At 70.5% G+C, this 26,135-nt stretch carries 24 protein-coding genes; 16 read left to right on the top strand and 8 right to left on the bottom strand.

The window, feature by feature from the left end:
- Window positions 1-103: 103 nt before the first annotated feature.
- Both G4D86_RS38665 and G4D86_RS38670 read left to right on the top strand, forming a co-directional pair.
- Window positions 104-2,326, top strand: a complete 2,223-nt coding sequence (locus G4D86_RS38665; RefSeq protein WP_163999311.1) for a RelA/SpoT family protein — start codon at window positions 104-106, stop codon at window positions 2,324-2,326.
- A 70-nt stretch (window positions 2,327-2,396) separates the two neighbouring features.
- Complete coding sequence (locus tag G4D86_RS38670) at window positions 2,397-2,792, top strand: RidA family protein (RefSeq protein WP_240360721.1); 396 nt, start codon at window positions 2,397-2,399, stop codon at window positions 2,790-2,792.
- A 99-nt stretch (window positions 2,793-2,891) separates the two neighbouring features.
- Here the strand turns inward: G4D86_RS38670 and G4D86_RS38675 are convergent, their stop codons facing one another.
- Entirely contained in the window at window positions 2,892-4,868 is a 1,977-nt protein-coding gene (locus G4D86_RS38675) for a DsbA family protein (protein WP_163999313.1), read from the bottom strand.
- A 197-nt stretch (window positions 4,869-5,065) separates the two neighbouring features.
- Here G4D86_RS38675 and G4D86_RS38680 point away from each other — a divergent pair, with 197 nt between their 5' ends.
- Window positions 5,066-5,296 carry a sulfurtransferase TusA family protein gene (locus tag G4D86_RS38680; RefSeq protein WP_163999314.1) on the top strand — a complete coding sequence of 77 codons (231 nt, stop codon included), beginning with the start codon at window positions 5,066-5,068 and terminating at the stop codon, window positions 5,294-5,296.
- A gap of 39 nt (window positions 5,297-5,335) precedes the next feature.
- Here G4D86_RS38680 and G4D86_RS38685 read toward each other — a convergent pair whose 3' ends face one another.
- Window positions 5,336-6,247 (bottom strand): ABC transporter ATP-binding protein, encoded by a 912-nt coding sequence (locus G4D86_RS38685; RefSeq protein WP_163999315.1) that lies wholly within the window; start codon window positions 6,245-6,247, stop codon window positions 5,336-5,338.
- Window positions 6,244-7,185: an ABC transporter permease gene (locus G4D86_RS38690; protein ID WP_420821882.1), complete on the bottom strand. Its 942-nt coding sequence runs from the start codon at window positions 7,183-7,185 to the stop codon at window positions 6,244-6,246. The genes G4D86_RS38685 and G4D86_RS38690 overlap by 4 nt, the downstream gene beginning before the upstream one ends.
- A 183-nt stretch (window positions 7,186-7,368) precedes the next feature.
- Between G4D86_RS38690 and G4D86_RS38695 the strand changes: the two genes are divergently transcribed.
- A complete protein-coding gene (locus tag G4D86_RS38695; protein WP_163999317.1) occupies window positions 7,369-8,772 on the top strand; it encodes a penicillin-binding transpeptidase domain-containing protein in 1,404 nt (467 codons plus the stop codon).
- 66 nt (window positions 8,773-8,838) lie between these two features.
- On the opposite strand, the gene G4D86_RS38700 is transcribed toward G4D86_RS38695, so the two are convergent.
- Window positions 8,839-9,993 (bottom strand): DUF4388 domain-containing protein, encoded by a 1,155-nt coding sequence (locus G4D86_RS38700; protein ID WP_163999318.1) that lies wholly within the window; start codon window positions 9,991-9,993, stop codon window positions 8,839-8,841.
- A gap of 21 nt (window positions 9,994-10,014) precedes the next feature.
- Between G4D86_RS38700 and G4D86_RS38705 the strand changes: the two genes are divergently transcribed.
- The 8 genes from G4D86_RS38705 to G4D86_RS38740 all read left to right on the top strand — a co-directional run bounded on the left by G4D86_RS38705 (window position 10,015) and on the right by G4D86_RS38740 (window position 19,634).
- Window positions 10,015-10,293, top strand: a complete 279-nt coding sequence (locus G4D86_RS38705; protein WP_163999319.1) for a glutaredoxin family protein — start codon at window positions 10,015-10,017, stop codon at window positions 10,291-10,293.
- 123 nt (window positions 10,294-10,416) lie between these two features.
- Window positions 10,417-11,370 carry a GGDEF domain-containing protein gene (locus G4D86_RS38710; protein WP_240360709.1) on the top strand — a complete coding sequence of 318 codons (954 nt, stop codon included), beginning with the start codon at window positions 10,417-10,419 and terminating at the stop codon, window positions 11,368-11,370.
- Window positions 11,371-11,415: 45 nt separating this feature from the next.
- Entirely contained in the window at window positions 11,416-13,068 is a 1,653-nt protein-coding gene (locus tag G4D86_RS38715) for a sigma-54-dependent transcriptional regulator (protein ID WP_163999320.1), read from the top strand.
- A gap of 54 nt (window positions 13,069-13,122) precedes the next feature.
- The gene (locus tag G4D86_RS38720) at window positions 13,123-14,436 is read left to right on the top strand and encodes a GNAT family N-acetyltransferase (RefSeq protein WP_163999321.1); all 1,314 of its coding nucleotides are present in this window, start codon (window positions 13,123-13,125) and stop codon (window positions 14,434-14,436) included.
- Between the two features lie 136 nt (window positions 14,437-14,572).
- The gene (locus tag G4D86_RS38725) at window positions 14,573-15,382 is read left to right on the top strand and encodes an ActD protein (RefSeq protein ID WP_163999322.1); all 810 of its coding nucleotides are present in this window, start codon (window positions 14,573-14,575) and stop codon (window positions 15,380-15,382) included.
- On the top strand, window positions 15,382-17,625 hold the full coding sequence (locus tag G4D86_RS38730) for a caspase family protein (protein ID WP_163999323.1): 2,244 nt from the start codon (window positions 15,382-15,384) through the stop codon (window positions 17,623-17,625). The genes G4D86_RS38725 and G4D86_RS38730 overlap by 1 nt, the downstream gene beginning before the upstream one ends.
- 147 nt (window positions 17,626-17,772) lie before the next feature.
- Window positions 17,773-18,339, top strand: a complete 567-nt coding sequence (locus G4D86_RS38735) for a tetratricopeptide repeat protein (protein WP_163999324.1) — start codon at window positions 17,773-17,775, stop codon at window positions 18,337-18,339.
- Window positions 18,340-18,515: 176 nt separating this feature from the next.
- The gene (locus tag G4D86_RS38740; RefSeq protein ID WP_163999325.1) at window positions 18,516-19,634 is read left to right on the top strand and encodes a 3-deoxy-7-phosphoheptulonate synthase; all 1,119 of its coding nucleotides are present in this window, start codon (window positions 18,516-18,518) and stop codon (window positions 19,632-19,634) included.
- 186 nt (window positions 19,635-19,820) lie between these two features.
- Here the strand turns inward: G4D86_RS38740 and pheA are convergent, their stop codons facing one another.
- From pheA to G4D86_RS38755, 3 genes are read right to left on the bottom strand one after another with little or no spacing between them, the layout of a single operon-like run.
- Window positions 19,821-20,642, bottom strand: coding sequence for a prephenate dehydratase (pheA, locus tag G4D86_RS38745; RefSeq protein ID WP_163999326.1), 822 nt, complete (start codon window positions 20,640-20,642; stop codon window positions 19,821-19,823).
- Entirely contained in the window at window positions 20,635-21,771 is a 1,137-nt protein-coding gene (locus G4D86_RS38750) for a bifunctional chorismate mutase/prephenate dehydratase (protein ID WP_163999327.1), read from the bottom strand. Before G4D86_RS38750 ends, pheA begins: the two co-directional genes overlap by 8 nt.
- Window positions 21,768-22,193, bottom strand: coding sequence for a GNAT family N-acetyltransferase (locus G4D86_RS38755; RefSeq protein ID WP_240360710.1), 426 nt, complete (start codon window positions 22,191-22,193; stop codon window positions 21,768-21,770). Before G4D86_RS38755 ends, G4D86_RS38750 begins: the two co-directional genes overlap by 4 nt.
- An 87-nt stretch (window positions 22,194-22,280) precedes the next feature.
- Between G4D86_RS38755 and G4D86_RS38760 the strand changes: the two genes are divergently transcribed.
- From G4D86_RS38760 to G4D86_RS38775, 4 genes are all read left to right on the top strand, one after another.
- Entirely contained in the window at window positions 22,281-22,853 is a 573-nt protein-coding gene (locus G4D86_RS38760; RefSeq protein ID WP_163999329.1) for an RNA polymerase sigma factor, read from the top strand.
- Entirely contained in the window at window positions 22,850-23,443 is a 594-nt protein-coding gene (locus G4D86_RS38765; RefSeq protein WP_163999330.1) for a hypothetical protein, read from the top strand. Before G4D86_RS38760 ends, G4D86_RS38765 begins: the two co-directional genes overlap by 4 nt.
- Before the next feature lie 4 nt (window positions 23,444-23,447).
- Window positions 23,448-24,044, top strand: a complete 597-nt coding sequence (locus tag G4D86_RS38770; protein ID WP_163999331.1) for a periplasmic heavy metal sensor — start codon at window positions 23,448-23,450, stop codon at window positions 24,042-24,044.
- A gap of 76 nt (window positions 24,045-24,120) precedes the next feature.
- Window positions 24,121-25,605, top strand: a complete 1,485-nt coding sequence (locus tag G4D86_RS38775) for an amino acid permease (protein ID WP_163999332.1) — start codon at window positions 24,121-24,123, stop codon at window positions 25,603-25,605.
- Here the strand turns inward: G4D86_RS38775 and G4D86_RS38780 are convergent.
- Window positions 25,568-25,996: an EVE domain-containing protein gene (locus G4D86_RS38780; protein ID WP_163999333.1), complete on the bottom strand. Its 429-nt coding sequence runs from the start codon at window positions 25,994-25,996 to the stop codon at window positions 25,568-25,570. The two genes, G4D86_RS38775 and G4D86_RS38780, sit on opposite strands and share 38 nt — an antisense overlap.
- Window positions 25,997-26,135 lie beyond the last annotated feature (139 nt).

Consider the following 26,135-nt stretch of genomic DNA (forward strand, 5'->3'; position numbering starts at 1 on the left):
ACAGGTGGGATAGTCCCCCCGGCCCCGTACGTGAACTGGAACACCCAGGTGTGGGGCGACGTTGCCCCCCCAGGGGGGCAAAGTTACGATTGCCCTTCACTCGATGATTCGCCTTAACGACATCCTCCAACGGGTCTCCTCGTATCACCCGGACCCTGACCTGGACATCATCAAGAAGGCCTACGTCTACTCAGCCAAGGTCCACCAGGGCCAGCTGAGGAAGTCAGGCGAGCCCTACCTCGTCCACCCGCTCGAGGTCGCGGGCATCCTGGGAGAGCTGAAGCTCGACGAGGCGTCCATCGTCACCGGCCTCCTCCACGACACCATTGAGGACACACTCGCTACCGCCGAGGAGCTCACGGAGCTGTTCGGAGCAGAAGTCGCCCAGCTCGTCGACGGCGTCACCAAGCTGTCCAAGTTCTCCGCGTCCGCCAGCCTCTCGCAGGAGGAGAAGCAGGCGGAGAACTTCCGGAAGATGATCATCGCGATGGCGCAGGACATCCGCGTCATCCTCGTGAAGCTGGCGGACCGCACGCACAACATGCGGACGCTGGACCACATGTCCGAGGAGAAGCAGGCGCGCATTGCCCAGGAGACCCTGGACATCTACGCGCCGCTCGCGAATCGGCTCGGCATCTCCTGGATAAAGACGGAGCTGGAGGACCTGAGCTTCCGCTACGTGAAGCCGCAGGAGTTCTTCGCGCTCCAGGAGAAGCTCAACAAGCGCAAGAAGGAGCGCGAGAAGTACATCGAGGACACGTGCGACCTCATCCGCTCGAAGCTCGCCGAGCGCGGGCTGAAGGGCGAGGTGTCCGGCCGCTTCAAGCACGTCTACAGCATCTACAAGAAGATCAAGGCGCAGGGCATCGACTTCGACCAGATCCACGACATCATCGCCTTCCGCATCATCGCCCCCACCGCGCCCTCCTGCTACGAGGCGCTCGGACTGGTGCACGAGATGTGGAAGCCGGTGCCCGGGCGCTTCAAGGACTTCATCGCGATTCCGAAGCCCAACATGTACCAGTCACTGCACACCACGGTGATTGGCCCCTTGAGCGAGCGCGTGGAGGTGCAGATCCGCACCTCGGAGATGCACAAGATCGCCGAGGAGGGCATCGCCGCCCACTGGAAGTACAAGGAGGGCAAGGCGGTCATCTCCAAGGATGACGAGAAGTTCGCCTGGCTGCGCCAGCTGATGGAGTGGCAGCAGGACCTGAAGGACCCGAAGGAGTTCCTCGAGACGGTGAAGGTGGACCTCTTCACCGACGAGGTCTTCGTCTTCACGCCCAAGGGCGACGTGCGCTCGCTGCCGCGCGGGGCCACGCCGGTGGACTTCGCGTACGCCATCCACTCGGACGTGGGCAACCGGTGCGTGGGCGCGAAGGTGAACGGCAAGATTGTTCCCCTGCGCTACAAGCTGAAGAACGGCGACACGGTGGAGGTGCTCACCAGTCCCCAGCAGCACCCGTCCAAGGACTGGCTCACCTTCGTCAAGACGAGCCGCGCCCAGCAGCGCATCCGCGGCTTCATCAAGCAGCAGCAGCGCGACAAGAGCCTGCAGCTGGGCCGCGAGCTGACGGACCGCGAGCTGAAGCGCTTCCAGCTCAACTTCAACCGGCTGCTCAAGTCCGGGGAGATGAAGAAGGTCGCCGAGGAGCTGGGCTTCCGGATTGAAGACGACCTGCTGGTGGCCGTCGGCTACGGCAAGGTGACGCCGCAGCAGCTCGTGCATCGGCTGGTTCCGCAGGAGAAGCTCGCCGCGGCGGAGACCGCTGCGCGCGCCGACGGCGGCGGCAACAGCCTGTCCGGAGGCAACTCCGCCAGCTCCTCCATGCTGCCCGGCCTGTCGCGCGTCACGGACCTGGCCAAGCGACTGGTGGGCCGCAGCAACCGCAGCGGCGTGCAGATTGGCGGCGTGGACGACGTGCTCGTGCGCTTCGGACGGTGTTGCAACCCCGTCCCCGGCGACCCCATCGCCGGCTTCATCACCCGGGGACGGGGAGTGACGGTGCACACGGTGGGTTGTGAAAAGGCGCTGGCCACGGACCCCGAGCGCCGCGTGGACGTGAACTGGGACGTGCGTGGGGACTTCAAGCGCCCCGTCACGCTGCGCGTGCTGACGGCGGACCGGCCGGGCCTGCTGGCGGACATCTCCAACACCTTCTCCAAGAAGGGCGTCAACATCTCCCAGGCCAACTGCCGCGCCACGGGGGATGACCGGGCGGTGAACACCTTCGAGGTCACCATCTCCGACCTCAAGCAGCTCACCGACCTGATGCGCACCATCGAGCGTCTCAACGGCGTCTACTCCGTCGAGCGAATCTAGAGCGCCGTCTTTCGTGGTAGAGCGCCCCGGAAACCCGGGCGGCCCCAAACGGGGCCGCCCCACTTCCGAGGTGTGCCGCATGGCTCGCAAGGCAATCCACTCCGACCAGGCCCCCAAGGCCATTGGCCCGTACTCCCAGGCGGTGCAGGTGGACGCGGGGAAGATGACCTTCCTCTCCGGCCAGATTCCCCTGGACCCCTCCACCATGGAGATGGTGCAGGGTGACGTCGTCGCGCAGGCCGAGCGGGTGATGGAGAACCTCAAGGCCGTGCTCACCGCCGGCGGCCTGGACTTCTCCCACGTCGTCCGCTGCACCATCTTCCTCACGGACCTGGGTGACTTCGCGCGCGTCAACGAGGTCTACGGCCGCTACTTCACCGGCGCGCCCCCGGCCCGCGCCACCGTGCAGGTCTCCGCGCTGCCCCGCGGCTCCAAGGTGGAGATCGACGCCATCGCCGTCTCCTGAAAGCAGCACGGAAGCCCCAAAAGCACAGAGGCCGCCGGACCCCGAAGGTCCGACGGCCTCTCGTGCTTCAGGCCCGGGGGGCCGGAGCGGGGACTTGAACTACTTGGCGTCCGCCGCCACCGCGCCGCCGGCCTTCTTCAGCTCCTCGTCGATGACCTTCTTGAAGGCCTCGAGGGGCAGGGCGCCCACGAGCGTGCGGCCGTTGATGAAGAACGTCGGGGTGCCGTTGGCGCCCAGGCGCGTGCCCTCGGCGGAGTCCGCCTCGATCTGCGCGGTGTACTTGCCGCTGTCGAGGTCGGCCTTGAACTTGCCGACGTTGAGGCCAATCTCCTGCGCGTACTTCTCCAGCGAGGCGCGGTCCAGGGCGCGCTGGTTGGCGAAGAGCTTGTCGTGCATCTCCCAGAACTTGCCCTGCTCGTGCGCGGCCAGCGCGGCGGCGGCGGCCGGCTTGGCGTTGGCGTGGAAGGGCAGCGGCTGGTTCTTGAAGGCAACCTTGATCTTGCCCTGGTACTGGTCCTCGAGCTGCTTCAGCGTGGGCACCACGCGGCTGCAGAACGGGCACTCGAAGTCGGAGAAGGCGACGATGGTGACGGGGGCATTCTTCGCGCCCTTCACCGGGGCGGTGCCCACTTCCACCTTCTGCACCGGCGGCTCGGCCGGGGCGCCGTCGGCGCCGCCCGCGGGGGCGGCAGGGGCGGCGGCGATGTTCTGGGCGAGGATCTTCCCGAACAGCTCCTCCGGCTTGGTGCCGGCGGCCAGCAGCTTGTCGGCCTTGGCGATCTCCTCGTCGATGACCTTCTTGAAGGCGTCGAACGGCTGGGCGCCGACGAACTCACGGCCGTTGATGAAGAACGTGGGGGTGCCGTTGGCGCCCACCGCGCTGCCGGCGGCCATGTCCGCCTCGATCTTCGCCTTGAACTTGCCGCTGTCGAGGGCGGCCTTGAACTTCGCGACGTTCAGGCCGATCTCCTGCGCGTACTTCTCCAGGGAGGCGCGGTCCAGGGCCTTCTGGTTGGTGAAGAGCTTGTCGTGCATCTCCCAGAACTTGCCCTGCTCGTGCGCGGCCATGGCGGCCTCGGCGGCGGGCTTCGCGCTGGCGTGGAAGGGCAGCGGCTGGTTGCGGAACACCACGCGCACGTCCTTCGCGTAGTCCTTCTTGATCTGCGTCAGCGTGGGGACCACGCGGCTGCAGAAGGGGCACTCGAAGTCGGAGAACTCCACGATGGTGACCTTGGCGGTCGCCGGGCCGAAGGAGGGGGAGTCCGACGGGATGTCCACCTTGCGGACGGCGGCGGCGGCCTGCTGCACCGGGTTCTGCTTCGGGGCGGCCTTCTCGGCGCCCTTCTCGATGGTCTTCGCGTACACCTGCGAGGCGGGGACGCCGCCCTTCACGAGGGACTCGGCCTTCGCCAGCTCCTCGTCGATGAGGGCCTTGAAGTTGTCGATGGGCTGCGCACCGGAGAGGAAGCGGCCGTTGATGAAGAAGGCCGGGGTGCCGCTGGCGCCCAGGGTGCTCGCCTGCGACTGCTCCTTCTGGATGGTGTCCTGGAACTTCGGGTTGGCCATGTCGGCCTTCCACTTGGTGATGTCCAGGCCCAGGTCCTTCGCGTAGCCCTCCAGCGAGGCCTCATCCAGCTTCTTCTGGTTGGCGAAGAGCTTGTCGTGCATCTCCCAGTACTTGCCCTGCTCACCGGCCGCCAGCGCGGCGAGGGCCGCGGGCTTGGCGTGCGGGTGGAAGGACAGCGGGTTCTGCTTCATCACCACGCGGAGCTTGTTGCCGTACTGCTCCCGCAGCTTCTCCACGGTGACGTGCGCGCGGCTGCAGAAGGGGCACTCGTAGTCCGAGAACTCCACCAGCGTGACGAGCGCGTCAGGGCTGCCCTTCACCGGGGCCCCGTCGATGTTCACCTTGAAGACGGTGGGGTCCACCGGACGCCGGCCGGGCGCCTGGGCGGAAGGGGAGTTCGCGGCGGGCTTGGCGGCTTCGGTCTTCGAGGACGGACCGCTGACGACGCGGCCGCCAAAGAAACCGAGGACCAGGCCCACGATGAGGGCCACGATGACATTGGGCTTCATGGGTTGGCTATGCTCCTTCGCCATGGGTCCGACTCCGGGCCCGAGCGTGGGGTTTTTTACAGGGGCAGGGGCGGGGTACTTAACAGACGGAATTCCAGACACGCAAGCCAGTGCGTCTGGCTTCCACGGGGGTACAACCCCCCCTAGGGGCCCGGAAACTGGGGAGTTTTTGAAAAAATTCCGTCAGAGTGAGGATCATGGAAGCCGCAGTCCGCCTGGACACCTCGGGGGCACTCTGCCCCATGCCCATCCTCGAGATTGCCAAGGCCATGCGGAGGCTCGCGCCGGGCAGCGTGGTGGAGCTCATCTCCACCGACAGGGGGCTGGAAGCAGACCTCCCCGCCTGGTGTGAGGCCACCGGCCATCCGCTCCTGCGGATGGAGCGCCGGGGGACGAGCTACGTGGGGTGGGTGCGCAAGGCGGGCTGAGCTGCCTCCCGCCGTGCGGTCGCTCTGCTGGCAGCTCCCTCAGAGGAGCTGGAGGACGCGGTCTTCCAGGCGCTGTCCCCGGCTGACGCCGAGGATGAGGACGCCGTGCTGGAGCAGGTGCCCCACCACGCGGCTGATGACCTCTTCGGGCTTCACGCCGCCCTTGATGCGCACGCGCAGCACGGACTCGCCCTCCATGCGCGCGTCGGTGACGTCGGCCATGGAGGCAATCTCGGGGATGAGCACGTCACCGCGGGCAATCTGCACGCGGAACTCGGAGCCCTGGCCGGTCAGCTCGGACATGGTGCCGGCCTGCGCCAGCTTGCCCTTGTCGAGGATGGCGGCCGCGTCGCACAGTTCCTCCAATTCCTGGAGGTTGTGGCTGGAGACCACCACCGTCTGCCGGGCCTCCTTCATCCCCTTGATGACCTGGCGCACCTGGGCGGCGATGCGCGGGTCCAGGCCGGCGGTGGGCTCGTCGAGGAGCACCAGCGGCGGGCGCCCCATGAGGGCCTGGGCCATGGCGGCGCGCTTGGCCATGCCGTGGCTGAGCGCCTGCGTCTGGACGTTCCACGCCTCCATCAGCCCCACCTGCTCCAGGGCCTCGCGGGCCTCGCGCTCGGGCTCGGCGAGGGCGGACAGGCGGGCCCAGTACGTCAAGAGCGCGCCCGTCTCCCAGCCGGGCGGGAGCACCGCGTCCTGGGGCAGCGCGCCCAGCCGGCCCTTGAGGGCGCCGGGCGTGGCGGGGTCCACGTCCATGACCTTCAGCGTGCCCTCGGTGGGGTAGAGGTACCCGCACATCATGGAGAAGGTGGTCGTCTTGCCGGCGCCGTTGGGGCCGATGAGGCCGAACACCGAGCCCCGGGGCACCGAGAGGCTCACGTTGCTCACAGCCACCTTGGGGCCGAAGCGCTTGGACACTCCGAACAGCTCAATCGCCAGGTCGCTCACAAATCCCTCGCGCGCAGGACGGCGTAGGCGCCCAGCAGGAAGACCATCGCGAAGCCCGCGTACGCGGCTCCGCTGGCGGCGAACTCGGCCAGCTTCGGGTGCAGCAGGTTGCCCGCGTAGTACGAGGGCGACAGGTAGCGCAGGAAGCGCAGGAAGGGCATCATGCTCGGCTCGCCAACGGCATAGGCATCGACCACCTGATAGGCCGAATAGGCGGTCTGGGCGGCCCGGCCGATGGTGTCCATCAGCCAGAAGACGAATAGCAGGATGAAGTTGAAGACGAGGCTCACCGCCGGGCTGCGGAAGAGGCTGGAGCACAGCGTGGTGAGGGACACGTAGGCCAGCGAGAAGACGATGGCCGCCAGCCAGAACTTGATGAGGTTGATGACCACGTCGGCGAAGCCGAAGCCCGGGTTGGCGATGCGGGCGTAGACGAAGATGGCCATGTCGATGATGAGCACCAGCCCGAGCAGCAGCGTCGCCTGCGAGAGGAACTTGCCCAGCAGCACCGATGAGCGGCGCGCGCGTACGGTGAGGTAGCGCATGGAGCGCGGGCCCACCTCGCCGCTGAGCTGGTCGAAGCCCATCAGCGCCACGTAGGCGGGCAGGAAGAAGAGGGTGATCTTGAAGACCACCAGGACCTCGAGCGGCACCCGCGAGAGCGCCTCCATCATCGCGCTGTCGTCGCTGAGGAGGAACCCCAGCACTCCTTTGCGCATCTCCTCGCCCACCTGCGCCGAGGCATCCGCGCCCGCCCCTGCGGTCTCCAGTTGCTTGTTCACCGCTTCGCGCACCTGGCCGGCGAGCCAGCCGACCACCAGCAACACCAGCGCGGAGAACATGCTGTAGAGGCCGAGCAGCACCACCGCGCGCCCACTGCGCACGGCGCGGCGCAGCTCCGCGCTCCAGATGACCAGGGTTTCTTTCAATCCGTCCAAGGTGTGGGGGAACCTAGCGGAGTTGCGCACCCCTCCGCCAAGTTTCTGACGCCAGCGGCCGGACGAAGCGACCGAGGAAGCGTCCGTGGACAGCGCGCCGCCAGCCGGTAGAGTTCGCGCTCAGCTCATCTCCGGCGACTCCTCACGGAAGCGCCGGAGCCCCCCTGGAGCCCCTGCGCAGCAATGACGATCCGCCGCCGTCTCCTGTCCGCCGCAGCGCTGTTCCCCCTCGCCCTCCTGCTCGGAGCGAATGAGCCCCAGCCGGGAGCCACGGCCCCTGTCACTGGGGCACTGGCCGACTCCGGAACGGAAGGTGTGGGCCCCGCCATCGCCGTGAGCCCCGCCGACGCCGGCACTCCCGAGTCCCTCGCCACGGCCAGCGCCGCGGTGCTGGGGGGCGCGTCCCCGGATGGCGGGCTCGCCGCGCTGGCCGCGGAGCCGGGGCTGGTGCCTCCGGTGCCGGTGCCCTCGCGCGAGTCGGCGCCTCCGATTGCGAAGCTTCAGCCCCTGCCTCGCGCCGCGGACCTGCTGGCCCGCGCGAAGCTGGAGGGTGAGCGGCTGGTGGTGAAGGAGAAGAACGGCCACAAGCAGGTGCTCACCATCGACCCGGTGCTCCAGACGCAGCTGACGAACATCATGCGCGACTACGGCGTGCCCTACGGCGCCGCCGTGGTGCTGGAGCCCTCCACGGGCCGCGTGCTGGCGCTGGCGGAGCACTCGGCGGCGCAGCCGGAGATGCGCGGCCTGCCCGTGCGCGCCGTGTTCCCCGCGGCGAGCATCTTCAAGATCGTCACCGGCAGCGCGCTGCTCGAGGCGGGCGTCCCCCCGTCCGTGGAGGAGTGCTTCCACGGCGGCAAGCGGCGGCTGTCCGAGAAGCACCTGGAGGACAGCGAGCGCGACGGGGCCTGCATCTCGCTGGCGCTGGCCATGGGCAAGAGCGCCAACGTCGTCTTCGCCAAGCTGACGCACAAGCACCTCAACGCGGACGTGCTGCGCCGCATGGCGGCCCGCTTCCGCTTCAACCGCGAGATTCCCTTCTCCGTCCCCATGGACGTGTCGCTCGCGGCCATTCCGGAGGAGCCCTTCGGCCTGGCCAATACCGGTGCGGGCTTCGGCGACGTGTACCTGTCCCCGCTGCACGGCGCGCTGATGGCGTCGGTGGCGGCCAACGACGGCCGGTGGGTGGACCCCGTGCTGGTGGAGCCGGAGTCCGGCGCGCTGCTGCCCCCGGAGGGCGAGCCCGTCCTCACCCCCGAGGCGGCGAAGGACCTCACCGCCATGATGGAGGAGACTGTCACCCACGGCACCGCGCGCGGCGTGTTCCGCGAGCGCGCCTTCCGCGTGGACGACGCCGTGGGCAAGACGGGCACGCTGGCGGACCGCAATCCCTTCCGCGACTACTCGTGGTTCGTGGGCTTCGCGCCCAAGGACAACCCCCGCGTGGTCGTGGCCGCCGTCATCGTCAATGACCCGAAGTGGCGCATCCGCGGCGCCTGGCTGGGCCGCGAGGCCCTGCGCCTGGGCCTGCTGCGCGTGCCGGCTCCCGTGGAGATGACGGCCCCGGCGTCCGCCGCGGGCAAGCACTGAGGCAGGGCGGAGGCGGCCTCAAGCCGGGCTCCGCCGGAGTGGTGGGCGCGCGCTGGCGCCTCGCCGTCACCGCGCGGTGAGCTTCACCAGCCCCCGGTCCACGAAGCCCTGGAAGAACTTCAGGGCATCCAATTCCTGGAGCGGGGACACGTGGACGATGGCGGCCACGTCGCGCCGGCCGTCGATGCGCGACAGGAGGTAGCGCTCGGGCGCGGTCAGCTGCAGCGTCTTCAGGTGCGCGGGCGCCACCTGCAGCGCGGGCACCCGGGGCGGCTCCACCAGCTCCCGGCGCAGCTCCACCACCAGTCGCTCCTGCGCCTTCTTCAAGAGCTCCGCCGTGCGGGGCGAGGGGCCCAGCTCGTGCGCGCGCTTCGCGAGGGCCTCGGCGTCGCGCACGTTGCCGGCGTCCAGGAAGAGCTGCGCCGCCTGGAGCACCTCGTCCGCCGAGGACTCGGAGCCGATGACGCTCGCATCCTCTTCCTCCTCCACCACCACGGCCGTCTCGGGCTCGGGCTCCAGCTCCGACACCTTCACCGCGTCCAGCCGGTAGAGCGCGTACAGGCGCTGGTAGAGGAAGAAGTCCGTGGCGTGCAGCGCCAGGGCCATGCCGTCGATGTTGAGCCCGTCCTTGATGAGCTGGACGATGCGCTCGTCCATGCTGCCGGGCTTGCGCTCGGGCAGCTTGCGCTCGTCCACCGACAGCCGCACGACCCCGGAAGGGAAGACGGCGCGGATGGCCTGCCAGGCCGTCTCGCGGAACTCGCCCTCGCGGTGGATGTCCAGCAGGTCCACGCTGACGTCCAGGCCCGCCACCTCCGGCGCCGTCTCCGAGGACTCGAAGGCGAAGCCGCCCTCGCTCCAATGGAAGGCGTCCAGCAGCATCTCCCGGAACTTGTGACTCAGCGCGCTGCGGACGGTGGCCTCGGCCACCAGGCCCGTCATCACCAGGATCTTCCCGAGGAAGACGCGCGTCTGGGCCTGGGTGGCGAAAGCCTTTTCGAGCTGGTCCTCCGTCAGGTGCCCCATGTTGATGAGGAATTGACCGAAGAACTCGCGCGGCTGGTTGGAGCTGGCGCTCACCACGTGGCCGTCGCGCAGCTCCAGTTGCTTGCGCACGTCCCCACGCTCCACCTTCAGAGAGCCGGTGACTCGCCGGTTCCCAAGGTAGACGACGAGGTCCTTGAGGGGCATCGTCGAGAAGTCACCAGACAGACCACGCATGGACCGGCCATCCTGCACCGCATGAGAGTCGATATCTACTCGAAACCCAACTGCTCGCTCTGCGACAAGGCAGCCGCCGTCGTGGAGTCGGTGCGCGCTCGCATCCCCTTCGACCTGCGGATCATCTCCATCCTGGAGGACGCGGCGGCCTTCGACGCCTGGCGCTACGACATCCCCGTGGTCGTCATCGACGGGGTGCCCGCCTTCAAGCACCGCGTGGAACCAGCCGAGCTCGAAGCGCGCCTGCGTGAGGCCCAAGGTGGCACAGCCATTGCTAAATCCGCTGCCCAGGATGGGTAGTTCAGTGCCCTTTCCCAGTAAATCCGAGGAGTTGTAGAGGTCAGGGGAAGGCTCGGGACTGTAAATCCGGGTGCGGGGCGGAGGCGCGGTGAAGAAGAAACTTCTGGCGGGGAGGGTGGAGCGGTGGGCGTGAGACGGAAGCGGGTGGGCAAGGCGGGGCAGCCTCCCACCGTACTCGTGGTCGAGCCACGGGCCGAAGACCTGGAGCGGACCCGGTTGCTCCTGGGGGAGGCCGGCTTCCGGGTGGTGCCGCTGACGCGCTTCGACGCGGCGATGCCACTGTTCGAGGTCATCCGTCCGGACCTGGTGCTGCTCGCCGCGCAGTCGCCGGACTACGCCGCGGTGCAGGTGGCGCGGCGGCTGCGGCAGGCGAGCCGGGGCACGGTGCCGGTGTTCTACCTCGTGGATCCGCACGACATGGAGGCGTACCGCTACTGCCTGGAGAAGGGGCAGTGCGTGGACATCGTCTCGCGCGGGTGCAGCGAGGCGGAGCTGTCCATGAAGCTGCATGCGCAGTTGAAGCTGAAGGCGGCGGTGCTGCGCGCGGCGGCGGGCGAGGAGTCCGGCACGGCGCTGGCGCTGCATGACCCGGTGACGGGGCTCTACAACCGGGCCTTCCTGCTGTCGCTCATCGGGCTGGAAGTGCGCCGCGCGGAGCGGTACGGCGGGACGTTCTCCGTGGTGGCGGCGGAGGTGGGGGGCTACGGCGCCTTCCGCAAGGAATTCGGGCGCGGCATGGCCGAGCGCCTGCTGGTGTACAGCGCGGTGGTGCTGGGACAGACGGTGCGCGAGGCGGACGCGGTGGCCCGGGTGGGCGACAGCGAGTTCGCGCTGCTGCTGCCGGGCACGCCGGCGGAGTCGGTTGCGGAAGTCATGGCCCGGGTGAGCGCGCGCTTCGAGGCGGCGCGCTTCCAGGTGGAGGGCCGGGTGGTGCGCACGGCGCTGGAGCTGGGCGCGGTGAGCTTCCCGGACGCGGTGGGCACGCCCACGCAGCTGCTGGCGGCGGCACTCCAGGAGCTGAGGCGGACACGAGAATTTCGTCGCACGGTCGGGGGACCAACCCGACTGTCGGTGTAAGGGATGGGTGGAGGTTCGATGCACAGGGCGAGCGGAGGCGTGGGGATGGATCGGATCGCGGTGCTGGTGGTGGATGACGAAGAATCGGTGCGCACGTTCCTGTCCGAGTTGCTCGGCAGTGCGGGCTACCAGGTGCGCAGTGCCGCGGGCGGCGCTCAGGCACTGGAGATGCTCTCGGGAGGTTCCTTCGACGCGGTGCTGCTCGACGTGGTGATGCCGGAGATGAGCGGTCTGGAAGTCCTTCGCCGCTACCGGGGCGCGGGAGGCTCCGCGCCGGTCATCGTGCTCAGCGCGCTGTCGGGCGCGGACGACGCGGTGCGCGCCATGAAGATGGGCGCGAGCGACTACCTGTCCAAGCCGTTCGGCAATGACGAGCTGCAGGACGTGCTGGCCCGTGCCCTGGGGACGCGCGCCCCGGAGCGCCAGGCCGTGGCGCCGAGCCTGCCGCCTGCTCGCGTGACAGCTCCGCTGATCGACCCCACGGCGGACGCGCGGGTGCTCATCTCCTCGTCTCCGTCCATGCGCCGCGCCCGGGCGCTGGTGGAGCGCATCGCCGACACGGACGTGCCGGTGCTGCTCCTGGGAGAGTCCGGCACGGGCAAGGAAGTGATTGCCCGCGAAATCCACGCGCGCAGCCAGCGGCGCGGCAAGCCGTTCATCAAGGTGAACTGCGCGGCGCTGCCGGGCGAGCTGCTGGAGAGCGAGCTGTTCGGCCACGAGCGCGGCGCCTTCACCGGTGCCACCGCGGAGAAGCCCGGCAAGTTCGAGCTGGCGGACCAGGGCACCATCTTCCTGGACGAGATTGGCGAGATGGCCATCCGCCTCCAGGCCAAGCTGCTCCAGGTGCTGCAGGACGAGGAGTTCTTCCGCGTCGGTGGCAAGAAGAGCGTGCGTGTGGACAGCCGCGTGGTGGTGGCCACCAACCGCGACCTCGAGAAGGAGATTGCCCTCGGCAACTTCCGCGAGGACCTCTACTACCGCCTCAACGTGGTGGCCATCCGCCTGCCGCCCCTGCGCGAGCGCCGCGAGGACGTGGTGCCGCTGACGGACCACTTCCTGAAGAAGTACGGCCGCAACTTCATCAACGGCGTGTCGGAGCTGCCCCGCGAGGTGCTCCAGGCCTTCGCCGACTACGACTGGCCCGGCAACGTGCGCGAGCTGGAGAACATGGTGCGCCGCCTGTGCGTGCTGAAGGACGCCACGCTGGTGCTCGACGAGCTCAACGCGGCCGGCCGCAGCCCCGCGAGCGCGCCGTCGCTGCCCACCGCGTACGGTGGTGACGACGGCACCTATGGCCGCTCGCACGAGGAGCCGGTGCGCTCGCCGCCGTCCTCGTCCGTGCAGGTGCTGGAGATGCCCTCGCGTGGGTCCGCCCAGGCGATGGTGTCCGCCACTCCCACGCCGGCTCCGGTCATGCTGGAGCCCGCCAACTCGGTCATCCCGGCGCCCCGGTACATCAATCCGTTCGACGTGCCGCAGCCGCCTCCGCCTCCTGCTCCGGCGGGGGAGCCGTCGCTGAAGGACATCGGCAAGCGGGCGGCGATGCTGGCCGAGCGCGAGGCTATACTGTGCATGCTCCAGCGCACGGCCTGGAACAAGCGCCGCGCGGCCACCAAGCTGCGCATCAGCTACAAGGCGCTGCTGTACAAGATCAAGGAGTGCGGAATCATCGACCCGCGCTCCAGTGCCGAGCTGTAATCCTTCTGCACCGGCACTTGCGTTGCCCCCCGCAGTCCCGCTATCGCGGGGGGTATGACGCCTCCACTCGTCCTCCTGGGCTCCGGGTACACGCTCACACGGCTCGCCGTGGCGGAAGCCCGCGCGGGCCGCGACGTGCTGGCGGCCACGAGGGATTCCGCGCGCCGTGAGGCCCTGGAGCGCGCGGGAGCCCGCGTCACCTCGCTGGACGAAGCGCTGTCCCTGACGGACGGGGCGCGCGTCGTCGTCTCCGTCCCGCCGGACGCGGGGCTGGACTCGCGCATCGCCGAGGCGCTCGCGCGGCACCCGCCGTCCCGGCTCGTCTATCTGTCCTCCACCGGTGTCTACGGCGGCGCACGCGGCCTCGTGGACGAGGACACGCCGGTGGAGCCGACCTCGCCCACGGCGCGCGGCCGCATCGACGCGGAGTCGCGCTTCCTCCCGCTGGGCGCGGTGGTGCTGCGCATCGCCGGCATCTACGGCCCGGAGCGGAGCACGCTCGCGCGCCTGCAGGCGGGCGCCGTCCGGCTGCCGGAGGGTGGGGGAGGGCGCATCTCGCGCATCCACGTGGATGACCTGGTGGAGGCCATTCGTGTGGCGCTCCAATGGGGTGAGCCCGGGGCCTTCTACTGCGTCGCCGATGACCGGCCCGCGCCCCAGGAGGAGACCGTCACCTGGCTGTGCGCGCGGCTCGGCCTGCCGCTGCCGCCCCGTGTTCCGCTGGAGAGCCTCCACGAGTCACTGAGGGGCGACCGCGCGGTGTCCAACGCGCGCCTCAAGGAGGTGGGCTGGCGGCCTCGCTACCCGGACTACGTCGCCGGCTTCACCGCGCTGCTGGAGGCCGAGGGCCGCGCCGGTGGGCCCGAGCCGCTCACCGTCCGGAGGCTTCGCCCCGACGAGGCGGAGGTCTTCTGGGCGCTGCGGCTGCGCGGGCTGAAGGAGCATCCGGAGGCCTTCGGCGCGTCGCTCGAGGAGGACGCGGTGCGGCCGATGGACGTCGTCCGCGCGCGGATGGTGGGGGACTCGCAGGTCGTCCTGGGGGCCTTCGACGGGGGGCGACTGGTGGGTGTGGCGGGCCTGCGTCAGGGGCCGGAGCTGAAGTCGGCCCACAAGGCCTGGGTCTGGGGCATGTACGTGCTGCCCGAGGCCCGCTCTCGGGGCGTGGGCCGGCGGCTGCTCACCGGCGCCATCGAGGAGGGGCGGAAGATGGCGGGAGTCGAGCGCATCCTCCTGTCCGTCTCCGTGGGCAACAAGGCGGCCCAGCACCTCTACCGGGCCCTGGGGTTCCGCACCTACGGCGTGGAGCCGGCCGCGTTGAAGATTGGCGGGACCTACATCGACGAGGAGCTGATGTGCCTGCCTCTGTGAGTCAGGCCCACAGAGACGCACCCGGGAGCGGCTCCAAAGCGGGCGTCACGGAAACGTGGCGTGATCCGGTGACAGTTCCCACCAGCGCCGGTGTTCGATGGTAGGCGCGTCGTGCCGCGCTGGAGGCTCCCTGAGCATGGCCCTGTGTATCCCCCACTGGTTGCTGGAGCGAGTCGCCCTGGGCGAGCTGTCCCCGGACGCCCTGGCCGACGCCCGCGCGCGGCTGGAGCACGAGCGGGATGGGGACGGGCGTCTGGCCCGGCTGGCGGAGGACTCGCGCCGCACCCTGGAGCGCCACCCGCCCGCCGCCGTGGCCGCCGAGGTGGAGCGCCGCCGCGCCGCCCGCGCCCGCATGGACTCGGCCCGTGAAGCCGCCGGACGTGGGGGCTGGCACGGCCTGTCCCTGGGCATGCCGGTGGCCGCGTCGCTCGTGCTGCTCGTCCTGTCCACGCAGCGGGAGCTGCCGCCGGAGCCCGCCCCGGCGCGCGCGCCCATCATCTGGAACGTCTCGGAGCGCATCAAGGGCGAGCCCATGCTGCGCGTCCACCGGCAGGGGGCCACCGAGCCGGAGCCGCTCGCCAACCACGCGCGGGCCCGCCGTGGCGACGTCCTGCAACTCAGCTACGTCTCCGGGGGCAGCCCTCACGGCGTGGTGGTGTCGGTGGACGGGCGCGGCGGGGTGACGCTGCACCACCCGGCCACGCTCACCGGCTCCACGGAGCTGGCCCCGGGCGAGGCCGTGACGCTCGGCCATGCCTACGAGTTGGACGACGCCCCCGGCTTCGAGCGCTTCCTCTTCGTTACCTCGGACGCGCCGCTGGACGTGGCCACGGTGTTGGAGGCGGCGCGCGTGCTCGCCCGCCAGCCCTCCGAAGCTCGCACCCGGCCGCTCCCCTTGCCGGATACCCTGGCCCAGACATCCTTCACGTTGGAGAAGGTGCCGTGATGACGCGGTCGCTCCTGTTCTCGCTCCTGCTGCTCCCCGCCCTGGCCTCGGCGGCCCCCGCTTCCAATGCGGGCTCCTCCCAGCCGGTGCGCCGCTTCGCGCTGCTGGTGGGCGTCAACGACGGAGGCCCGGGCCGCGCGAAGCTCCGCTACGCCGTCACCGACGCGCGCTCCTTCGGCGACGTGCTGGAGGAACTGGGCGGCGTGCAGCCGCAAGACAGGATGATGCTGATGGAGGGCGGCCGCGCCGAGCTGGAGGGCGCGCTGGCGAAGTTCAAGGCGATGATTGCCGCGGCGAAGACGTCCGGTGGGCGCACCGAAGCGCTCGTCTACTACTCGGGCCACTCGGACGAGGAAGGGCTGCTGCTCCAGCAGGACCGCTTCGGCTACAAGGAGCTGCGCCAGGCGCTGGAGTCGCTGCCGGCGGACGTGCGCATCGCCATCCTCGACTCGTGCGCGTCCGGCACGCTGGCGCGGCAGAAGGGCGGGGTTCGCCGGCCGTCCTTCCTGGTGGACGCGTCCACCGCGGTGCGTGGCCACGCCATCCTCACGTCCTCGTCCGAGGACGAGGTGTCCCAGGAGTCCGACCGCATTGGCGGCTCGTTCTTCACGCACAACCTGGTGTCCGGCATGCGCGGCGCCGCGGACGCCACCGGCGACGGCCGGGTGACGCTCCACGAGGCCTACCAGTTCGCCTTCCACGAGACGCTGGCGCGCACCGAGCAGACGCGGGCCGGCGCGCAGCACCCCGCCTACGACATCGAGCTGGCCGGCACCGGCGAGCTGGTGATGACGGACCTGCGCTCCACCGCCGCGGTGCTCGTGCTGGGGGAGATGCTCGACGGGCGCCTCTACGTGCGCGACGCGCCGGGACGGCTCGTGGTGGAGCTGAAGAAGTTCGCCGGCCGCGCCACCGAGCTCGGCCTCCAGCCGGGGCGCTACACGGTGATGCGTGAGTCGCTCGGCGTGGGCTCGCAGGCGGAGCTGGTGCTGGACCAGGGGGGGCGCTTCGTGCTCGCGGAGACCGCCTTCCGGCCGGTGGGCCTGGAGATGACGGCCATGCGCGGCGGAGGCACGCCGCGCCTCGACGGCGTGAAGCCCGCGATGGGCGGGAGCACCGTGGAGGGGCCCGCGCACCAGCACCGGCCCATCAACCTGGGCCTCTTCCCGTCGGTGCAGACCAATGACCTGTTCGGCGGCACGGTGGACAACAACTTCTCGCTGGCGCTGGCGGCGGGCCGCACGGCGAGGCTGAACGGCGTGGCGCTGGCGCTGGGCGCGAACTGGGCGACGGACTCCGTCACGGGCCTCCAGCTCGCCATCGGCGGCAACGTCGCGCGCGCGGACGTGACGGGCGGCCAGTTCGCCGTGGGCGGCAACTGGGCCTCGGGCGCGGTGGGCGGCGTGCAGGTCGCAACTGGCCTCAACATCGCGCAGCAAGGCGGCCTGGCGGGACAGCTGGCAGTGGGCGGCAACCTGTCTCGGGCTCCGTTGAGCGGCGCGCAGCTGTCGGTGGGCACCAACTGGGTGCAGGGCGCCTTCGACGGCGTCCAGGGCACCGTGGGCCTCAACGCCGTGCGGGGGCGCATGGAGGGCGTGCAGATGTCCGTGGGCATGAACTGGGCGGACACCGCGCGGGGCATGCAGCTGTCGCTCCTCAACGTCGGTGACGACGTGAAGGGCATGCAGCTGGGGCTCATCAACATCGCGGGGAAGATGAGCGGCCTGCAGCTCGGCCTCGTCAACGTGGCGCGGGAGATGGACTCCGGCCTGCCGATTGGCGCGCTGAGCATCGTGAAGAACGGCCAGTTCCACATCGAGGCGTTCGGCAGCGACATCAACTTCGCCAACACCGCCCTCAAGGTGGGCAGCCGCCACTTCTACACGACGGTGGTGGTGGGCATGGGCCATGTTTCGGGCGCCCAGGGCCCGAGCCACTGGACGCTGGGCTTCGGCCTGGGAGGCCACATCCCCGTGTCCGAGCGCTTCTTCGTCGACGTGGATGGGGTGACCCACTCCGTCTACGACTGGGACTCGAGCTTCACGACGACGCGCCTGCTGCACCAGGTGCGCGTCATCGGTGGGTTCCAGGTCGCCAAGAGCTTCACCCTCATCGGCGGGCCGACGATGAACCTCCTGCACGGCGTGGACGGCGATGCCATCACCGCGCTGAGCACCTTCTCGCGGCAGGGGCCCAAGCACTTCATCTGGTGGCCCGGGATGCAGGTCGGCGTGCGGCTGTGACGCGCGGGATAAGGCGTCCTACGCGGTCCCTTCTGGTGGACCGATGGTTCCCATCAGCGGGACGCAACCCGCCCTGACGGACGCCTTTCCACGCCCTCCCTCGCGGTGACAGGCTCAGCCCCGAGCCAACACTGCTTCGGGGGCACGATGTCAAAGTTGCTGTTCGCGGCATTCAACGAGGGCGTCAAGCTCTCCATGACCGGCAACCTCGAGGCCGCCATCCTCGCGTTCGACAAGGTCCTCGCCGTGGACCCGAAGCACGTCCCGGCGCTCACCGCCCGGGGCTCGGCCCTGGCCGAGCTGGGCCGGACGCAGGAGGCGCTGGCCTGCTTCGAGCGCGCCCTCGAGGTCGACCCGAACGCGGCCGACCCGCACCGCGACGCGGCCTTCTGCCAGCTCGAGCTGGGGGAGCCCGAGGCCGCCGCGCAGCTCATGCAGCGCGCCGTGCAGCTCAACCCGGAGCCCGGCTATCGCGAGGCCGCCGCCGTGGAAGTCTATTCGCTGGGCAACGCGCTCCTGACGCGAGGCCCGCGCCGTCCGGACAAGGCGCGCTACCGGCACGCCCGCCACGTCTTCGAGTTGGCCCTGGAGCTGTCTCCGGCCTACGTCGAGGCCGCCAAGGCCCTGGCGGATGTCTGGGAGCACCTGGGGGACACCGCTCAGCGGGACCACTACGCGCAGATGGCCAGCCGCCTGCGCCCCGTCGGGGGCTGAGCGGGCGGGCAGGGTGCCGAGCGCCCCACGCGCTCGACGGAGCCTCACGAAGGGGGCCCGCGGTGTCAGTCCAGACACATGGACGCGATGGCCTGGTCCGGGGTGTTACACCCCGCGCGGCCTGATGCGTTATTCTTCACGGCAGGTACGACAACGCCGCGCGGGAGAACCAAAAGATGATCGTCATGCTCGAACCGGACTCGCCTGAGTCCGTGGTGTCCGCTGTCCTCAAGGTCGCTTCGCAGTACAAGGGAGTGACCCCTCGGGCGCACGTCATGGAGGGCGCCGAGTACACGGTCACCGAGGTGTATCTGCTCGGCCCCACCGCGCAGGTCCCCACCGAGCCCTTCGAGCAGATTCCGGGCGTTCGCCAGGTCGTCCGCGTGTCGCAGAAGTACCGCGTCATCGGGCGGCACAAGGGCCAGGTGGCCTCGTCTGGCTTCGAGTACAACGGCGTCACCTTCGACGAGAAGTCGGTGCAGCTGTTCGCGGGCCTGTGCGCCGTGGACAACCGGGAGAACGTCGACACGATGATGGCCGCGCTCGCGAAGTGCGGCATCAAGACCACCCGCATGGGCGCGTACAAGCCCCGCACCAACCCCTATGAGTTCCAGGGTCTGGGCGCCGCGTGCCTCCCGTGGGTGTTCGAGTCCGCCGGCAAGCACGGCATCAAGGTCATCGCGATGGAGGTGACGCACCCGCGTCACATCGACGAGATTCGCGATGCGCTGGAGCGCTCGGGCAGCGCCACCGGCGTCATGCTCCAGGTGGGCACGCGCAACGCGCAGAACTTCGAGCTGCTCAAGAGCATTGGCCAGCAGCGCACCTTCCCCGTGCTCTTCAAGCGCGGCATGGGCATCACGCTCGAGGAGTCCCTCAACGCGTGCGAGTACGTGGCGAGCGAGGGCAACCCCAAGATCGTCTTCTGCCTCCGCGGCGTGAAGACGCACCTGGGCGACCCGCACCGCAACATGGTGGACTTCGCCCACGTGCCGGTGGTGCGGCGGCTCACGCGCATGCCCGTGTGCGTGGACCCTTCGCACGCCATCGGCCAGGCGGCTGCTCCGCCGGACGGGCTGCCGGACATCTTCCACGCCATCGGCCAGGGGCTGATCGCTGGTGCGTCGATGGTGCTGGTGGACTTCCACCCGCATCCGGAGGCCGCCCTCTGCGACGGCCCGCAGGCCCTGCGCCTGGAGCAGCTCCCCGCGCTCCAGAACTACACGCGCATCATCCGCGACGCGTACACGGCCGCCGTGAAGAACGGCGACGGCAGCAAGCCCGCCGCGTCCTGAGCCTCACGGGCGTGAGGCCTCACGAGAGTGGGGCCCACTCCGCGCCTTCGCCGCCGTGAAGCACGGTGGCGAAGGCAACCTGCTCGCTTCTCGAGCCGTACGGGCGTGAGGCCTCACGCGAGTGGGGCCGACGCCGCGCCGCTGCCGCCGTGAAGGCCGGTGGCGACAGCACGCCGGCCCCGGGGCTCACGCCACGCCGTAGCTGCCGAGCACCCGCAGGGTGATGCAGGCGCCCTGGGCGGCCTCCACCGCTTCGCGCACCCGCGGGTCCTCCAGCGCGCCGTCCACGTCCATGCACCAGACGTACTCCCACGCGCGCCGCTGCGGCCGGGACTCCAGCCGCGCCACGTTGAGCCCGCGCGAGGAGAAGGCGCTCAGCACCCGGTACAGCGCGCCGGCCGTGTTCTCCACCGTGAAGGCCAGCGCCGTCTTGCGCCGCGTCCACGCGCGCTCGGGCGCCGGGCCCAGGGTGACGAAGCGCGTGTGGTTGTCCGGCGAGTCCTCCACGCCCACGTCCAGCACCGCCAGTCCATACAGCTCCGCCGCCATCCGGCTGGCGATGGCCGCCGTGCGGGGCGGGGCCTCCTCGGCCACCCGGCGCGCGGCGATGGCGGTGTTCGTCTCCGGCAGCGGGAGGATGCCGCGCCTGCGCAGGTAGCCCGCGCACTGCGCCAGCGCCTGCGGATGCGACAGCACCCGCTCGATTCCGTCCAACGTCCGCCCCGGCGGCGCGAGCAGGCAGTGGCGGATGCGCAGCGACAGCTCGCCCGTAATCTGCAGGTCGTGCTCCAGCAGCAGGTCCACGTTCTCCGCCACCGGGCCGCCGAGGCTGCTCTCCACCGGCACCACGCCGCCCTGCACGCGTCCTTCCGCCACGGACTCGAAGACGGCGCGGAAGGTGAGGACGGGGACGGACTCCACCTGCGGGCCGTGCAGCGCGCGCACCGCTTCCTCGCCGTACGCGCCGTGCTCTCCCTGGAAGGCGATGCGGCGCTTCGGCTCAGCCATGAGGGCCCTCCGCGCGCTCGTACGTGCCCAGCACGCGCAGCGACGAGGTCAGCGGGCGGATGTCGTCCAGCGCCGCCATCAGTGGCGCCGAGGCCGCGTGGCCCTCCACGTCCAGGTAGAAGCGGTACTGCCACGGCTGGCCCGGAATGGGGCGCGACTCCAGCTTGCTCACGTTGACGCCGCGCAGGGTGAGCCGCTGCAGCATCTCCCCCAGCGTCCCCGGCTTGTGCTCCAGCACCATCAGCAGCGACGTCTTGCACGGCACGCCCGGCGCCAGCGGCGTGGGCTCGCGGCCCACCTCCACGAAGCGCGTGTAGTCCGACCCGGGCTGCAGCTCCCTGGCGAGCACCTCCAGCCCGAAGCGCTGCGCCGCCGTCTCGCTGGCGATGGCCGCCACCGCCGGGTCATTGCGCTCGCGCACCTTCTGCGCCGCGCCGCCCGTGTCCGCGTCCGGCACCGCCCGCGCCCAGGGGACCTTCGCGCGAAGAAACGCCTCGCACTGGGCCAGCGCCTGCGGGTGGGAGAGCACCTCGCGCAGGCTCTCCAGCTTCGCGCCCGGCAGCCCGAGCAGCCGGTGGTCCACCTGGCTCACCAGCTCCGCGGTGATGACCACGCCGCCCTCGGCGAGCAAATCGTACGTCTCGTTCATGCTGCCGGCGGTGGTGTTCTCGATTGGCAGGAGCACCAGGTCCTGCTCGCCGCGGCGCAGGGCCTCCATGGCCTCGCGGGACGCGTCGAAGCCGGTGAGCAGCACGCCACCGGGCCGCTTCGCGTAGCGCTGGCGCGCGGCCAGGTGGCTGTAGGAGCCCTCGACGCCCGGGTAGCCCACGCGCAGGGGCGTGGTGTCCAGCCGGGTGACGAGCGCCTGCTGCCGCGCCACCGACATGTCGATGAAGAGGCGCCAGGCGCGCTCCACCTCGTGCGGGTCCAGGCCGTGCTCGGCGGCGCGGGTGCGGATGCGGCGCAGGAGCAGGTCCTCGCGGCGCTGGTCTCGGAAGGGCGCCGCCGCGGCCAGCTTCGCCCGCGCCACGTCGTCCGCCAGGTCCATGCGCCGCCGGAGAGCGTCGAGGATTTCCTCGTCGATGTTCTCGATGGCGACGCGCACTGCCTCCAGGTCGGGGATGGTCATCGAGAAGACTCTAGGGCTCGCCACATGAAGTGGTGGAGGCCGATGCCGGGGAGCTCGAAGGGGTCCCCCTTCGGCGAGAAGCCGAGCGAGCGGTAGAAGCCCGCGGCCGTCGCTCGGGCGTTGCACCACGCCAGGGTGCCGCCCTGTCCACGGGCGTGCACCATGCATGCCTGAAGGAGGGCGGCGCCATGGCCGGAGCCCCGGAGGGTGGGGTCCACCGCCATGCCCCGCAGGCGCCAGGCCGTGGTGGTGCGCAGGGCGTCCGGCGGCGGCTCCCGGTAGAGGGAGGCCACCCCCACGAGGCGGCCCGCCGCGTACGCGCCCAGGTGGACGGTGTCCACGTCCTCGTCCCCGGGGTAGACGACCAGGTTGGGCGACTGGTGGGGGCGGAGCACGGCGTGGCGGAGAGGTCGGGTCTCCACGGCGGGAATGCGGCGGATTTCTGGGGCACTCACGGATTCGAGTATGCCGGTTTCCCCACCCGTGCGTCCTCATTCGCGTGGAAGTCGATGGGAGGTCGTTTCACCGTGAAGGGCACCGCCATCCTGGACGAGCCGACGAGCCCGCCGCGCGCCACGGCCGCGCGGGACTTCGACGCGCTCCTGGAGGCGGAGCAGGGCGGCCTCTTGCGCCTCGCCCGGAGGCTGGTGTGGGACGGGGAGGAGGCCAGGGACCTGGTGCAGGCCACCCTGGCGGACGCATACGAGAAGCGCCACGCGCTGCGGGACGTGAAGGCCGGCCCCGCGTGGCTGCGCAGCATCCTGGTGTCCCGCGCCATGGGCCACCTGCGTCGGCGCCGGGTGTGGACGCTCGTGCGCGAGGCGCTCGACTTCGGGCCGTCCCATGACCTCTCCCCGGAGGAGCACTTCGCCGGAGCCGAGCGCTGGCGCAGCTTCGGCCGCGCGCTGCGGACGCTCCCCGCGCAGCAGGCCACCGCCTTCACCCTCCGCTACCTGGAGGGACTGGATTTGGACGCCATCGCCGGGGCGATGCGCATCGGCCGGGGCACCGTCCGCATCCACCTCTACCGCGCCCTCAAGAAGCTGAAGGCCGCCGACGCATTGGAAGGAGACACCCCATGAGATGCCACGACGCGGCCACCGCCCTCATGGAGGACGGCCGTCCCCGCGAGCTGCTGGCCCACCTGGAGACCTGCGACGAGTGCCGGGCCCTGGCCGCGCTCCACGCCTCCGCCTCCGCGCTGCGCCTGCCGTCGCCTCCGGCACTGCCCCCCATTTCCCGCGACGCCGTGCTCGGTGAGGTGCGCCGCCGCGTCATCCGCCGCCGCGCCGCTGCCGGGGCCGTGGCCTCCCTGTGCCTGGCCGGGCTGGTGCTGTGGACGCGCCCCCCCGCCCCGGAGGTGGAGCAGGGGACGGCTCCCGAATTCGCCGAGGACGCGCTCACCCCCAGGGCCGAGCTGGGGATGACCGGTGCCCCTCGTGAGGATGCTTTTCCCGAGGAGGCCCCCACCCGCGCAGTGCTCGCGGGGCGGGGCTCCCTGATGAACCTGATGGGCGAGGTGCGCGGCTACACGCGCCGCGACCTGTTGGTCCACGACGAGACGTACCGGCCCTACGGAACGCTCGCTGTGTGGCTGCGCCCTCCCGACTCCCGCGCGCTGGAAACCCCGCCGTTCCGAACGGCGGTCATGCCTCTCTATCCTCAGGAGTGAAGCGATGAAGACTCGCGTTTCGAAGCTGTGGAGCACCACCGTGGCCGGCCTGCTGCTGGCGGCACCCGCGCTGGCCCGGGCCCAGGCGGACGACGAGGACGTGGTCGTCCAGTCGAACGGGCCCGGCGGACATAGGATGCTGGTGCTCAAAGGCGGCCCCGGGCCGATGCCGCTGGGTCCGCTGCCCGCGGCCGCCAATGGCATCCCCCCGCACCTGGTGGAGAAGCTGGGCGTGCCGCGCGACGTGGCGCAGAAAATCAAGGACCTCTCCTTCGAGTCCAACGAGGCGCTGATTCCCCTCGAAGCGGACCTGAAGCGCGCCCAGCTCCGGCTGGAGCGCCTGCTGAGCGCGCCCACGCCGGACGAGCGCGCCATCCTCACCCAGTCCGACGAGGTGGGCCGCGCGGAGACGGCGGTGCGCCGCAACCGCCTGTCGTTGATGGTGCAGATCAAGAAGCTGCTGGGGCCGGACCTCTGGCAGAAGCTGGAGGCGGAGATGGGGCCGATGCGCGTCGAGAAGCGCATCGAGATTCACCGGGGCGCTCCCGGTGAAGAGGGCGACGCGCGCCCGGGGACGCCTCCGCCGCCTCGCAAGCCGTAGCGTTCCGGACAGACGCGGGCCCGGGAGGCTGTCCCCTCCAAGGTCTCACCCCCGGGCCCGCGTATCCTTTCGCGCCATGGCCACCACTCCGGACCGTGAGCGCCAGCTCGAGGAGGACGCCGCCCAGCTCCAGCGGCTGGGGTACGCACAGCAGTTGCTGCGCGACATGGGCGGCTTCTCCAACTTCGCCGTCTCCTTCTCCATCATCTCCATCCTCACCGGCGCGGTGACGCTGTATGGCCACGGGCTGCGCTTCGGCGGGCCCTATGTCATGGGCGTGGGCTGGCCGCTGGTGGCGGTGATGACGCTCGCGGTGGCGGCGAGCCTCGCGCAGCTCGCCTCGTCCTTCCCCACGGCGGGCGCGCTCTACCACTGGGCCGCCATGCTCGGCGGGCCCCGGGTGGGCTTCTTCACCGCGTGGCTCAACACCGTGGGCCAGTTCGCGATTACCGCCGGCATCGACTACGGGCTGGCCGAGTTCCTCGCGGACATGCTCGGCCTGTCCCGCGAGCGCGGGGACGTGCTGCCGCTGTACGCCGCCATCCTCGTCTCGCACGCGGTGCTCAACCACGTGGGCGTGCGCGTGGTGGCGTGGCTCAACGACTTCTCCGCCTGGTACCACCTCGTCGGCGTGGCGGTGCTCATCGGCGCGCTCGCCGCGCTGGCGCCGAGGCAGGACGTTGGCTTCCTCCTCACCCGCGTCAGCGCGGAGAGCCCCTCCTGGTACGCATATGGCTTCCTCATCGGCCTGCTCCAGGCGCAGTGGACGTTCACCGGCTACGACGCCAGCGCCCACATCTCCGAGGAGACGAGAGACCCGACGCGCAACGCGCCCTGGGGCATCTTCCTGTCCGTGGCCGTCAGCGCCGTGGTGGGCTACGTGCTGCTGGGCGCGGTGACGCTGGCCATCCAGGATTTGCCGGCCGCCGTCGCCGCGCCCAATCCGTTCCTGTACGTGCTGACGAACGCGCTGGGCCCGTCCATTGGCGGCGCACTGGTGTGGGTGGCCATCGGCGCCATGTGGTTCTGCGGGCTGTCGTCGGTGACGTCCAACTCGCGCATGCTGTTCGCCTTCGCGCGGGACAACGGGCTGCCCGGCTCGCGGTGGCTGAAGCACGTGTCGCCGCGCTTCCGGAGCCCGTCCGTGGCGGTGTGGGTGTCCGTCGTGGCCGCCTTCGTCGTGGCGCTGTGGGCGCAGGCCTACGCGGCCATGGTGGCGCTGAGCACGCTGGCGCTCTACGCGTCGTATGCGCTGCCCATCTGGGTGGGCTGGCGGGCGCGCCGCTCCGGGACGTGGTCCCACCAGGGGCCTTGGGACCTGGGCCGCGCGTCGCCCTGGGTCAACGCGGTGGCGCTCGCCTGGTGCGCCGTCATCATGGTGCTCTTCGTGCTGCCGCCCAACCAGCTCGCCGGCTACACGTTCGCCGGCGCGCTGGTGCTGCTGGGGCTCTACTGGGGACTGGTGCAGCGGCACACCTTCAAGGGGCCCCAGGTGACACTGCTGCGGCCCCCGGCGGCGCGCACTACTTCGGAAGCGCGGTCTTCCCCATCTTCAGGATGAGCTTGAAGTGCTCCGGGGTGATGGGCACCACGCTGATGCGGCTGCGGGTGAGCAGCTGGCAGTCCTTCAGCGCGGGCGTGGCCTTGAAGGTGGCCAGGTCCACCGGTTGCTTCAGCGCGAAGGCGGGGCCCACGTCGACAGAGGCCCAGTCCTCGCCCGGCGCGGTGGGGTCCGGACCGGCGGCGGCGAGCACCTTCGCCACGGCCACCACGGCCTTGCCCTCGTTCGAGTGGTAGTAGAGGCACAGGTCGCCGGCCTTCATCGCCCGGAGGTTGTTGCGCGCCTCGTAGTTGCGCACTCCGGTCCACTCCGTCTTCCCGTCCTTCTCCAGCTGGGCATACGCGTAGACAGAAGGCTCGCTCTTGATGAGCCAGTACTGGGGTTTCGCCATGGCGGCGGAACATAGAGCAGGGGAGGGCGCGGGAGGCCAGCGGCGAATGTGTCGCCATGCGCGCGGACGCACCGGACCGCAGGCCCGGACCGGAGATCGGACACTCGCGGTGAAAGCGGCGTGCGCGCCCGGAGCTTCC

Source organism: Pyxidicoccus caerfyrddinensis (genome assembly GCF_010894405.1).
Lineage (GTDB): Bacteria > Myxococcota > Myxococcia > Myxococcales > Myxococcaceae > Myxococcus > Myxococcus caerfyrddinensis.